This is a genomic window from Mycobacterium neumannii, from assembly GCF_002245615.1.
Lineage (GTDB): Bacteria > Actinomycetota > Actinomycetes > Mycobacteriales > Mycobacteriaceae > Mycobacterium > Mycobacterium neumannii_A.
On sequence record NZ_NKCO01000005.1, the window covers coordinates 119,374 to 131,055 of the forward strand.

Sequence of the window (11,682 nt, forward strand, 5' to 3'; positions counted from 1 at the left end):
GGGACCACTCATGCAACCGCAAGGCCAACCCGATATGTCCGCGCTGCTCGCGCAGGCCCAGCAGGTCCAGCAGCAGCTGATGGAGGCGCAGGAGGCGCTGGCCAACGCCGAGGTGCACGGTCAGGCCGGCGGCGGCCTGGTGCAGGTCACGATGAGGGGCAGCGGCGAGGTGATCGCCGTGTCGATCGATCCGAAGGTCGTGGATCCCGAAGACATCGAGACGCTGCAGGATCTCGTGGTCGGCGCCATCTCCGATGCCTCCAAGCAGGTCACCATCCTCGCCCACGACCGGCTCGGGCCGCTCGCGGGCGGGATGGGCAACCTCGGTATCCCGGGAATGTAATTGTTCGAGGGACCCGTCCAGGATCTGATCGACGAGCTCGGCAAGTTGCCCGGCATCGGGCCGAAGAGCGCTCAGCGGATCGCCTTTCACCTGCTGTCGGTGGAGCCGCCCGACATCGACCGGTTGACCGCCGTGCTGAACAAGGTGCGCGACGGGGTGAAATTCTGCGCGGTGTGCGGCAACGTCTCCGACGACGACCGCTGCCGCATCTGCAGCGATTCCCGGCGCGATGCATCCTTGGTCTGCGTGGTCGAGGAACCGAAAGACGTGCAGGCCGTCGAGCGCACCCGCGAGTTCCGCGGGCGCTACCACGTGCTGGGCGGCGCCCTGGATCCGCTCTCCGGGGTGGGGCCCGAACAGCTGCGAATCCGGGAGCTGCTCAACAGGATCGGTGAGCGCGTCGACGGAGTGGACGTCACCGAGGTGATCATCGCGACTGACCCCAACACCGAGGGTGAGGCGACGGCGACGTATCTCGTGCGCATGCTGCGCGACATCCCGGGGCTGACGGTCACGCGGATCGCGTCCGGCCTGCCGATGGGCGGTGACCTGGAGTTCGCCGATGAGCTGACGCTCGGCCGCGCGCTGGCCGGCCGACGCGCGATGGCATAGCCGAGGAAGGAAGTTCATGCCGGACGACGAATTCAAGGTCGAGGTGGAGCTCGGCGCCGAGCACCAGCTCTCGTTCTGGGACAAGTTGCGAACCCTGGATCTGGACGACGATGCGCGCGAGCGGCTCGGATCGCGAGTCACCGTCACCCGCGACGGTGATCGCATCCAGCTGTACACCACGACCTTGGCCGACGCGCAGGAGGCCGAGCGCACGGTGCGCGCGTTGGTGGCCGACGACGGCGTGGACGCGCAGTACGCCCTGAGCCGGTGGGACGCCGCGAGCCAGGAATGGGTGGACCCGGTCAGCGGGCAGGAGGTGCCCGACGACGCGCCGGAGGTGCCGCCCCCGGATCCGGGCTACGTGATCCTCGAGGCGTACAAGCCCGAGTTCCTGCGCGACCTCGGGCTGTAACTTTCCGAGCCGCGAAATTGCATTCCAGCAGGCCTCTTCTCGCACTTTCGCTGCTGGAATACCATTTCGCGAAACGTTGTCGGTGGTCGCGGGCTTGACGGGCTCAGACTCGCCGGGGTGCGGCGAGTCGTTCGCGTCGAAGCTGTTCCACTTCGTCGATCTTCAGGGGTGCCAGCTCACCGACCACCCGGCTCAGCAGGTGGTCGGCCAGCTCCGGATTGCGGGCCAGGCACGGACCATGCATGTACGTCGCGACGACGCTGCCCTGCACCGCACCGTCGTAACCGTCACCGTCGCGGTTGCCCGCACCCTTGACGACCTTGCCGAGCGGGTGTGCCTCAGCACCGAGAACGGTTCCGCCGCGGTGGTTTTCGAAGCCGGTCAGCCGCTGTGAGAGCCCGGCGAGCAGCGGTTCGGACACCACTTCGCCGATCGTGCGCGTGTCCTGCGGTGAGGTCGTGACATCGAGCAGGCCGACGCCGTCGACGCGTTCACCCGACGAAGTCTCGTACCAGTGCCCCAGCACCTGGATGGCCGCGCAGATCGCCAGCACCGGCGCACCCCGCGCGGCCGCCTGTTGCAATCCGGGATACCGCAGCAGGTGTTTGGTCGCCAGGCGCTGCGCGTAGTCCTCCGCTCCGCCGAGCGTGTACAGGTCCAGCTCCGAAGGCACCGCGTCATCCAGGGTGATCTCGACGATCTCGGCCTCAAACCCGCGCAGCCGCAGGCGTTGTCGCAACACGACGGAATTGCCGCCGTCACCGTAGGTTCCCATCACATCGGGCAGCACCAACCCGATGCGCACCGCCGACTCACCCACCGCGACGCTCCAACGCCCGGTTCAACTGCAGGAACGCGGTGTAGTTGGCGATCACCTCGACGTGTCCGGGAGGGCACGACGCGATCGCCGCGAGGGTGTCGTGCACCAGCGTGTGCTCGACACCCGCGTAACCCAACCGCACCGCGAGGTCGGTGCCCCGCTCGCCTGCGGCCACCACGTGGGTGTCCTCGAAGTGCTCGAAGCGGACGTCCCACAGCCATGACAGGTCCTCACCGTCGGGCACCTGGCCGTTGACCGAGATCACCACGCCCGCACCGTGTTTGTCGACCATCGACAGCGCTTCCTGCCAGCCCGCCGGGTTCTTCGCCAACAGCACCCGCGCGGTGTGCTCGCCGAGGCGCACGGTGCGGTAGCGTCCGGCGACCTCGTCGACCTCCGATACCGCGGCCACCGCAGCCGCCGGATCGGCGCCCATCGCGACCGCCGCCGCCACGGCCTGTGTGGCGTTGCCGCGGTTGACCGAGCCGGGCAACGACAGCGTCATCGGCAGCGAAAACCCGTCCGGCCCATAGATGTTGGTGTCATCGAACCACCAGTGCGGGCTTGGCCGCTTGAAATCGGTTCCGGTGGAACGCCAGTCGCGGCTCTTACCGCCGTCGCGCAGGATGATCTCGCCGGACCGCGGGCAGCTGACCGAGTCGTTGGCCCAGCTTCCGCCGGCGGCGACCCACACCACGTTGGGGCTGTCGTATGCGGCCGAGGTCATCAACACGTCGTCACAGTTGGCGACCACGACGGCCGACGGGTGACGGGCCAGTCCGGCGCGCAGGGTGCGTTCGATGTGGTTGATCTCGCCGACGCGGTCCAGCTGATCGCGGGACAGGTTCAGCAGCACGATCACCTTCGGGGCGACCGCCTCGGCCACATGCGGCACGTGCATCTCGTCGACCTCGAGGGCGGCAAGGGGTGCCTCCCGTGCAGCGGCCAGCGCGGCCACCAGCCCGGCGTCCATGTTCGCGCCGGTGTCGTTGGTGGCGACGTTCGAGTGTCCCCGGCCTCCCGGCTCAGCGGGGGCGATGGTGCGCAGCGCCGCGGCGATCATCCGGGTGGTCGTCGACTTGCCGTTGGTTCCGGTGACCACCACGGTGCGACGGCCCGCGCCGAGCTGGCGCAGCAGCGACTTGTCGAGCGCCAGCGCGACCAGCCCGCCGATCATCGCGCCGGCACCGCGCCCGGTGACCCGCGACGCCCAGCGGGCGCCCGCGCCGGCCCCGAGGGCGAGCCGTCCACGTGTCGTGACCACCCCGGCAGTTTAGGTAGCCGACACGCTGACGGGCGATTCGGCGAGGTCCCGGCTTTGTCACACCACCGTGCGATCCTGACGACGTGGGCCTAACGGACGCCGGAGGTCACCGGCCGAGCGGCTCTGACGCCGAGAATCGGCCGGGCTGGGGCCGGCCGGCTGAACACGCCGGACCAGGCTGGGCGGTCGTCGACGTGGAGACCTCCGGGTTCCGACCGGGGCAGGCCCGCATCGTCAGCATCGCCGCGCTCGCCCTCGGCGACGACGGCAACGTCGAACAGAGCCTGTACAGCCTGCTCAACCCGGGTGTGGATCCTGGTCCGACACACGTACACGGTCTGACGGCCGACATGTTGGAGGGCCAGCCGACGTTCGGCGACATCGTCGACCACCTCGTCGAACTGCTCGACGGCCGCACGCTGGTCGCGCACAACGTCGGCTTCGACTACTCGTTCCTGGCCGCCGAGGCCGAGTTGGTCAACCGCGAGCTGCCCACCGACACCGTGATGTGCACGGTCGAGCTGGCGCGCAGGTTGGACCTGGGCACCGAGAACCTGCGGCTCGAGACGCTGGCCGCGCACTGGGGGATCAGCCAGATCCGGCCGCACGACGCCCTCGACGACGCCCTGGTGCTCGCCCAGATCCTCAAGCCGGTGCTGCTACGGGCGCGGGAACGCAAGGTCTGGCTGCCGGTGCACCCGGTATCCCGCAGGCGCTGGCCCAACGGCGTCGTCACCCACGACGAGCTGCGCCCGCTCAAGGCGGTCGCGTCCCGCCTTCCGTGCCCCTACCTCAACCCCGGCCGGTACGTCGCCGGGCGACCGCTGGTGCAGGGCATGCGGATCGCGCTGTCGGCCGAGGTCGGACGCACCCACGAAGAGCTCATCGAACGGATCCTGCATGCCGGGCTCGCCTACACCGACACCGTCGACACCGAGACCTCGCTGGTGCTGTGCAACGAGGCCCAACCCGCTCAGGGCAAGGGCTACCACGCCAGGGAGTTGGGTGTCCCGCTGGCCTCCGACGCCGAATTCATGCGCGGGATCGACGGCGTCGTCGGCGGTACCGGGATCGACGACTTCTACGACACCACCCTCGCAGGCGCCCAGTTCGCGCTGTTCTGACCGATCCCGGTGATCAGCGTGCGGCCCTGTTAACCGCCGAGACCACCGCCCGCAGCGATGCGGTGGTGATCGACGTCGCGATGCCGACACCCCAGACCGTCGTTCCACCGATCGACGCCTCGACATAGGCCGCGGCTTGCGCTTCTTCGCCCGCCGACAGCGCGTGCTCGGAGTAGTCGAGCACCGACACGTCGAACCCGATGGCGCCCAACGCATCAACGAACGCGGCCAGCGGACCGTTGCCCGCGCCGACGATTTCCCGCTCGACGCCGTCGACCATCACCACCGCCTCGATGGTGTCGGTGCCGCCATCCACCTCCGCTGCCGTCACCTTCTGGCGGATGCGTTCGAGTGGACGGATCGGCGCCAGGTACTCCTCGGCGAAGACGTCCCACATTTCCTTCGGGGACACCTCGCCGCCCTCGCCGTCGGTGATCTTCTGGATCGCCTGGCTGAACTCGATCTGCAGCCGCCGCGGAAGGGCCAGACCGTGATCGGCCTTCATGATGTAGGCGACGCCGCCCTTGCCGGACTGCGAGTTCACCCGGATGACGGCTTCGTAGGTGCGACCGACGTCCTTCGGGTCGATCGGCAGATACGGCACCTGCCACAGGATGTCGTCGACGTCCTTGTCCGCGGCGTCGGCGTCGACCTTCATCTGGTCCAGGCCCTTGTTGATGGCGTCCTGGTGGCTGCCCGAGAACGCGGTGTAGACCAGATCGCCGCCGTACGGGTGGCGTTCGTGCACCGGCAGTTGGTTGCAGTACTCGACGGTGCGACGGATCTCGTCGATGTTCGAGAAGTCGATCTGCGGGTCGACGCCGCGCGAGAACATGTTGAGTCCCAGTGTCACCAGGCATACGTTTCCGGTGCGCTCGCCGTTGCCGAACAGGCACCCCTCGATCCGGTCGGCGCCGGCTTGATAGCCCAATTCGGCTGCTGCAACGGCGGTCCCGCGATCATTGTGCGGATGCAGGCTCAAGATGATGCTGTCGCGGGGGGCCAGGTGCCGGTGCATCCACTCGATCGAGTCGGCGTACACGTTCGGGGTCGCCATCTCTACCGTCGCGGGCAGGTTGACGATCAGCGGCGCGTCGGGCGTCGGCTCGATGATCTCGGCGACGGCGTTGCACACGTCGACCGCGTACTCCAATTCGGTGCCCGTGTAGGACTCCGGCGAGTACTCGAACCGCCACTGGGTGCCCGGATACTTGTTGGCTTCCTCGACGCACACCCGCGCGCCGTCGGTGGCGATCGCCTTGACCGCGTCGCGCTCGGCGCGAAACACCACGCGCCGCTGCAGGATCGACGTCGAGTTGTAGAAATGCACGATCGCGCGGGGCGCGCCTTCGCAGGCCTGGAACGTCCGCTCGATCAGTTCCGGGCGGCACTGCGTCAGCACCTGGATGGTGACATCGTCGGGGATGACGCCTTCGGTGATGATCTCGCGGACGAAGTCGAAGTCGGTCTGGCTGGCCGACGGGAAGCCGACCTCGATCTCCTTGTAGCCCATGCGCACCAGCAGGTCGAACATGCGGCGCTTGCGTTGCGGGCTCATCGGGTCGATCAGCGCCTGGTTGCCGTCGCGCAGGTCGACCGCACACCACATCGGCGCGGAGTCGATGACCTTGTCCGGCCAGGTGCGGTCGGCCAGCGTGACCGCCTCGACCTCTTCGGCGAAGCTGCGATACCGGTTGATCGGCATCGCCGAACCGCGCTGGGTGTTCCACGGCGGCTGGCCGGGATTGGGCGGGCCGGACGGCTTGGTGATCTGGCGGACCGACGAGAACGCGTCAGGTGAGTCCGGTGATGGTTTCGAGAACGTGGTCACGGTATTGCTCCGGGAGTTTGAAGGGGGACTCGACCGGCGCATCGCGAACACCCGCGACGGGAAGCCGGTCTGATCAGACCCCGTCGCGGCTGCCGAGAAGGAGCACCCGCTGCACGTCGAACACTGTACTCCGCACCCGCGAGCGCACCAAAATGCAAATCCGCTAGACCTGCGTGAGCTGTGTGACGAATCCGGCGCTGGCTAGAGTTGCGGCGGTGAGGACTCTTGATCGGCGGTGGTGGGTGGCGATCGCCGTCGTCGTGATCGCGATCGTGTCCCTGGTCTACAGCCAACTGCAGCAACCGCCCGAAGAATGCCGTCCGGTGCTCGATTTCCTCGAATACAACAAGCAGCAGAACGACCTGATCAGCTCTAAGAGCGAGGGCGCCGAGGGGCCGCCGACCGCGGCCGAGGAGCTGGCCTACCGGGAGTGGGCCAACGGGCTCTCCGAGCGCGCACGCAAGATCGACACCCCCGAGCTGCGGTTCACCGCGGTGGAAGTCGCCGATCTCGCAGGCCTGTTCGTCCAGAAGATGCCTCAGGCGCGCGCGGAGACGGAGTCTCCGGCGCCCGGTGCGCCCGCGCCGCAGATCTACTACGAGATGTCGGCGCTCGACAGCCAGTTGCGGCGCAAGCTCGCCGAGCTGTCCGAGGCCTGCACCAACTGAGCACCTCCTACGATGCGGGGCATGTGCACCCGCGTCGTCTACCTCGGAACCGATAACCGCAACGTCACCGGTCGCTCCATGGACTGGAAGTCGGAGATCCAGACCAATCTGTGGGCGCTGCCGAGCGGCGTCCGCCGGACCGGCCAGGCCGGCCCCGACTCCGCGGAGTGGACGTCGAAGTACGGCAGCGTGGTCGCGACCGGCTACGACATCAGCACGACCGACGGCGTGAACGAGGCCGGACTCGTGGTCAACCTCCTGTGGCTGGCCGAATCGGTCTATCCCGCCCAGACCGCTCCGGGTCCCGCGGTCTCGTTGGCGCTGTGGGGCCAGTACGTGCTCGACAACTTCGCGACGGTGGCCGAGGCCGTGCAGGCATTGAGCGCGACCCCGCTGCGGGTGGCCACCGCCGCAGTACCCGGCGAGGAACGGATGGCGACGCTGCACCTGGCAGTGTCGGATGCCGGCGGCGACAGCGCGATCGTCGAGTACATCGACGGCGAGCAGGTCATCCACCACGGCCGCCAGTACCGGGTGATGACGAATTCGCCGACCTTCGACAAGCAGCTCGCGATCAGCGAGTACTGGAAGCAGATCGGCGGCACCGTGATGCTGCCGGGGACCAACCGCGCCGCGGACCGGTTCGTGCGGGCGTCGTTCTACATCGACGCGGTGCCCAAGACCGACGACCCGCTGCTGGCCGCCGCGACGGTGCTCAGCGTCGTCCGCAACGCGTCGGTGCCGTACGGAATCTCCACACCCGACGAGCCGAACATCTCGACCACCCGCTGGCGCACGGTCGTCGACCACAAGGCGCTGCGGTACTTCTTCGAGTCCGCGCTCTCGCCGAACACGTTCTGGGTCGAGCTGGGCAACCTCGACTTCTCACCCGGCGCCCCGACGCTGCGGCTGTCGCTCGGCGAAGGTGAGAAGACGATCTATGCCGGCGATGCCAGCGCGAACTTCGAGGAAGCCGACCCGTTCCCGTTCCTCGGAGTGCCCTGATCGCCGACGGTTCCTGTCGGGCCCACCACGGGTGAAAGAAATCCGGTGCGCATAGCCCTTATCCTTGTTGGGATCCTTCCCAGCACTTGAAAGGCTTGATCAGTGGCGCTCGTCGTGCAGAAGTACGGCGGATCCTCGGTTGCCGACGCCGAGCGGATCCGACGCGTGGCCGAGCGGATCGTCGAGACGAGGAAGCAGGGCAACGACGTCGTCGTGGTGGTCTCGGCGATGGGCGACACCACCGACGAACTGCTCGACCTGGCCAACCAGGTGTGCCCCGCGCCGCCGCCGCGCGAGATGGACATGCTGCTGACGGCCGGTGAGCGCATCTCCAACGCGCTGGTCGCGATGGCCATCCACTCGCTTGGCGCGCAGGCGCGCTCGTTCACCGGTTCGCAGGCCGGCGTGATCACCACCGGCATCCACGGCAACGCGAAGATCATCGACGTCACCCCCGGCCGGCTACGTGACGCGCTGGACGAGGGTGTGATCGTCCTGGTCGCCGGCTTCCAGGGCGTGAGTCAGGACAGCAAGGACGTTACGACGCTGGGGCGCGGCGGCTCCGACACCACCGCCGTGGCGCTCGCCGCGGCGCTGAAGGCCGACGTCTGCGAGATCTATACCGACGTCGACGGCATCTTCACCGCGGACCCGCGAATCGTGCCCAACGCCCACCACCTCGACCAGGTCAGCTTCGAAGAGATGCTGGAGATGGCCGCCGGCGGCGCCAAGGTGCTGATGCTGCGCTGCGTGGAGTACGCCCGTCGGTACAACGTGCCGATACGCGTGCGCTCGTCATACTCGGACAACCCCGGCACCCTGGTGACCGGATCAATGGAGGACATTCCCGTGGAAGACGCCATTCTGACCGGAGTCGCACACGACCGCAGTGAGGCCAAGGTCACCGTGGTCGGTATCCCCGACGTGCCGGGTTATGCCGCCAAGGTGTTCCGCGCCGTCGCCGACGCCGATATCAACATCGACATGGTGTTGCAGAACATCTCGAAGGTCGAGGACGGCAAGACCGACATCACGTTCACCTGCCCGCGGGACAACGGCCCGGCCGCGGTGCAGAAGCTCAGCTCGCTGCAGGGCGAGATCGGTTTCACCGGCGTGCTCTACGACGACCTCATCGGCAAGGTGTCGCTGGTGGGCGCCGGTATGAGGAGCCATCCCGGGGTGACCGCCAAGTTCTGCGAGACGTTGGCCGAAGTCGGGGTGAACATCGACCTGATCTCCACCTCGGAGATCCGGATCTCGGTCCTGGTCAAGGACACCGACCTGGACAAGGCCGTCGCCGCGCTGCACGAGGCGTTCGGCCTGGGCGGCGACGAGCAGGCCATGGTGTACGCGGGGACGGGACGATAATGGTCAATCTAGGTGTTGTCGGCGCGACCGGTCAGGTCGGCCAGGTGATGCGAACGCTGTTGGAAGAGCGGGACTTTCCGGCGACCAGTGTGCGGTTCTTCGCCTCGGCGCGGTCGCAGGGCAAGAAGCTCTCCTTCCGCGGGCAGGAGATCGAGGTCGAGGACGCCGCAAATGCCGATCCTGCGGGACTGGACATCGCGTTGTTCTCCGCAGGGGCGACGATGTCGCGCGTGCAGGCGCCGCGGTTCGCCGGAGCCGGTGCGATCGTGGTCGACAACTCCTCGGCCTGGCGCAAGGATCCCGACGTTCCGCTGGTGGTCAGCGAGGTGAACTTCGCGCGCGACGTGCGGGGCGTCACCCTCAAGAAGGGCATCATCGCGAACCCGAACTGCACCACGATGGCCGCGATGCCGGTGCTCAAGCCGTTGCACGACGAGGCGGGTCTGGTGCGGATGATCGCCTCGACGTATCAGGCGGTGTCGGGCAGCGGCGTGGCCGGTGTGGAGGAGTTGTTCGATCAGGCCAGCGCGGTGGTGAACAGCAGCCGGGACCTGGTCGCCGACGGGTCCGCGGTGGATTTCCCCGCGCCGTCGAAGTACGTGGCACCGATCGCGTTCAACGTCGTCCCGCTGGCCGGGTCGTACGTCGATGACGACTCCGGTGAAACCGACGAGGACCAGAAGCTGCGCAACGAGACCCGCAAGATCCTGGACATCGCGGACCTGGCGGTCAGCGGTACGTGCGTGCGGGTCCCGGTGTACACGGGCCATTCGCTGTCGCTGAACGTCGAATTCTCGCAACCGCTTTCAGTGCGGCGGGCGACCGAGTTGTTGGGTGCGGCGCCCGGCGTGACGCTCGTCGACGTCCCGACGCCGCTGGCCGCGGCCGGTGCGGACGACTCGCTGGTCGGACGCATCCGGCAGGATCCCGGCGTGCCCGACGGGCGCGGGCTGGCACTGTTCGTGTCCGGGGACAACCTTCGCAAGGGCGCGGCACTCAACACGATTCAGATCGCCGAACTGCTGGCCGCCGAACTCTGACGCCGCGGCGAGATTGCAACCACGCAGACAAAGTGCGAGTAACCGTCTGCATGAGTGCAATCTCGGTGGTGCTGGGCGTCTTGTCCGCAACGCCGTCCGCCGCTCAGCCCGCCCCTGTGCCCGATCCAGTGCTGCCGCCGCTGGCGCCCGGCCAGGTGATCAGGATCGGTCCGACGGCCGGAACCGGCACCCCGACACGCGATTACGGTATCGGCGCCACCGACCTGTGCGAGTTCATGGAGTTTCCAAGCGGCATCCTGCAGGTGTGCGGCGACAGTTTCGCCGGACAGGGAGTCGGCTACGGAGGGTGGTTCTCACCGATCGCGTTGCACGTCGAGACGGAGTCGATCGACGACCCGGGTGGTGTGCGCTACGACGGCGTGACCGGCACCGACCGTCCGCTGCTGGCCGATCCGACCCCTGCGGGCATGTCCCAACTGCCTGCGGGTGTCGTCCAGATCAACCGGCAGAACTACCTGATGGTCACCACTGTGCGGGAACTAGACCCGGAGACGTCGCGGCTGGTGAAAGCCGACCCGGCACAGGGGAACTGGCCGACGCTGCCAAACTCCGAGCGCGCCGCGTCCTACGCCGAGGGCAGGCAGTCGCAGATCAGCGGCTACTACGACCCGATTCCGCGCACCGACTCCGAAACCGGGTGGGTGTACATCGTGGCCAACAACTTCGACCGCAGTGCGCCGCTGGTGCTGTACCGGGCCACGCCCCAGGACTTCGAGGACCGGTCGAGTTGGCAGGGCTGGTCGGCTGATTCCGGTTGGGGCAACCCGCCGACACCGCTGTGGCCAGACGCGGTCGGCGAGATGAGCATCCGCCAGATCGACGGCAAAACCGTGCTGTCGTACTTCAACGCCACCACCGGGAACATGGAGATGCGGGTGGCCAACGACCCCACCGGGCTGGGCGCCGCGCCGGTGACGACCGTCGTCGTGGCGTCCGAATGGCCGGATCCCGCTGACCATCTCGGTCCTCCGGAGAGCAACCGGCTGGCCCAGCCGTACGGCGGCTACATCTCACCGGGTTCGACGCTCGACGAGGTGCGGGTGTTCGTCAGTCAGTGGAACACCGGACCGCGCGGCGGGTCGCCGTACCGGGTGATCCAGTTCGCGGCCAACCCGTTCAAGCCTTAATTAACGAGATCCGTGGCAGGCTACAGCCTTCCATCACGGTACGACAC

The 11,682-nt window shown here is 67.7% G+C and carries 12 protein-coding genes; 9 read left to right on the top strand and 3 right to left on the bottom strand.

All coding sequences use genetic code 11. The features are described from left to right. Positions 1 to 10 precede the first annotated feature (10 nt). Genes CEX88_RS08750 through CEX88_RS08760 form a run of 3 tightly spaced genes read left to right on the top strand, consistent with a single transcriptional unit; the run spans position 11 to position 1,367 of the window. Positions 11 to 343, top strand: coding sequence for a YbaB/EbfC family nucleoid-associated protein (locus tag CEX88_RS08750; RefSeq protein WP_064419215.1), 333 nt, complete (start codon positions 11 to 13; stop codon positions 341 to 343). Next, positions 344 to 955, top strand: a complete 612-nt coding sequence (recR, locus tag CEX88_RS08755) for a recombination mediator RecR (protein ID WP_064397861.1) — start codon at positions 344 to 346, stop codon at positions 953 to 955. It begins immediately after the preceding gene. A 16-nt stretch (positions 956 to 971) separates the two neighbouring features. After that, a complete protein-coding gene (locus CEX88_RS08760; protein WP_094293187.1) occupies positions 972 to 1,367 on the top strand; it encodes a hypothetical protein in 396 nt (131 codons plus the stop codon). 103 nt (positions 1,368 to 1,470) lie between these two features. On the opposite strand, the gene CEX88_RS08765 is transcribed toward CEX88_RS08760, so the two are convergent. Next, positions 1,471 to 2,187, bottom strand: a complete 717-nt coding sequence (locus CEX88_RS08765) for a type 1 glutamine amidotransferase (RefSeq protein WP_094293188.1) — start codon at positions 2,185 to 2,187, stop codon at positions 1,471 to 1,473. After that, a complete protein-coding gene (locus tag CEX88_RS08770) occupies positions 2,180 to 3,451 on the bottom strand; it encodes a Mur ligase family protein (RefSeq protein WP_094293189.1) in 1,272 nt (423 codons plus the stop codon). Before CEX88_RS08770 ends, CEX88_RS08765 begins: the two co-directional genes overlap by 8 nt. Before the next feature lie 83 nt (positions 3,452 to 3,534). Here CEX88_RS08770 and CEX88_RS08775 point away from each other — a divergent pair, with 83 nt between their 5' ends. Further along, the gene (locus tag CEX88_RS08775) at positions 3,535 to 4,575 is read left to right on the top strand and encodes a DEDDh family exonuclease (protein WP_094293190.1); all 1,041 of its coding nucleotides are present in this window, start codon (positions 3,535 to 3,537) and stop codon (positions 4,573 to 4,575) included. A gap of 13 nt (positions 4,576 to 4,588) precedes the next feature. Here the strand turns inward: CEX88_RS08775 and leuA are convergent, their stop codons facing one another. Beyond that, positions 4,589 to 6,448 carry a 2-isopropylmalate synthase gene (gene leuA, locus CEX88_RS08780; RefSeq protein ID WP_238382003.1) on the bottom strand — a complete coding sequence of 620 codons (1,860 nt, stop codon included), beginning with the start codon at positions 6,446 to 6,448 and terminating at the stop codon, positions 4,589 to 4,591. A 173-nt stretch (positions 6,449 to 6,621) separates the two neighbouring features. On the opposite strand from leuA, the gene CEX88_RS08785 reads away from it, so the two are divergent. The 5 genes from CEX88_RS08785 (at position 6,622) to CEX88_RS08805 (ending at position 11,635) form a co-directional block, all read left to right on the top strand. Next, entirely contained in the window at positions 6,622 to 7,074 is a 453-nt protein-coding gene (locus CEX88_RS08785; RefSeq protein ID WP_231987826.1) for a hypothetical protein, read from the top strand. A 21-nt stretch (positions 7,075 to 7,095) separates the two neighbouring features. After that, complete coding sequence (locus CEX88_RS08790; RefSeq protein ID WP_094293192.1) at positions 7,096 to 8,079, top strand: linear amide C-N hydrolase; 984 nt, start codon at positions 7,096 to 7,098, stop codon at positions 8,077 to 8,079. Positions 8,080 to 8,181: 102 nt separating this feature from the next. After that, positions 8,182 to 9,447: an aspartate kinase gene (locus tag CEX88_RS08795; RefSeq protein ID WP_094293193.1), complete on the top strand. Its 1,266-nt coding sequence runs from the start codon at positions 8,182 to 8,184 to the stop codon at positions 9,445 to 9,447. Continuing rightward, the gene (locus CEX88_RS08800; RefSeq protein ID WP_094293194.1) at positions 9,447 to 10,487 is read left to right on the top strand and encodes an aspartate-semialdehyde dehydrogenase; all 1,041 of its coding nucleotides are present in this window, start codon (positions 9,447 to 9,449) and stop codon (positions 10,485 to 10,487) included. Before CEX88_RS08795 ends, CEX88_RS08800 begins: the two co-directional genes overlap by 1 nt. A gap of 50 nt (positions 10,488 to 10,537) precedes the next feature. After that, positions 10,538 to 11,635 carry a DUF4185 domain-containing protein gene (locus CEX88_RS08805; RefSeq protein WP_094293195.1) on the top strand — a complete coding sequence of 366 codons (1,098 nt, stop codon included), beginning with the start codon at positions 10,538 to 10,540 and terminating at the stop codon, positions 11,633 to 11,635. Positions 11,636 to 11,682: the final 47 nt, after the last annotated feature.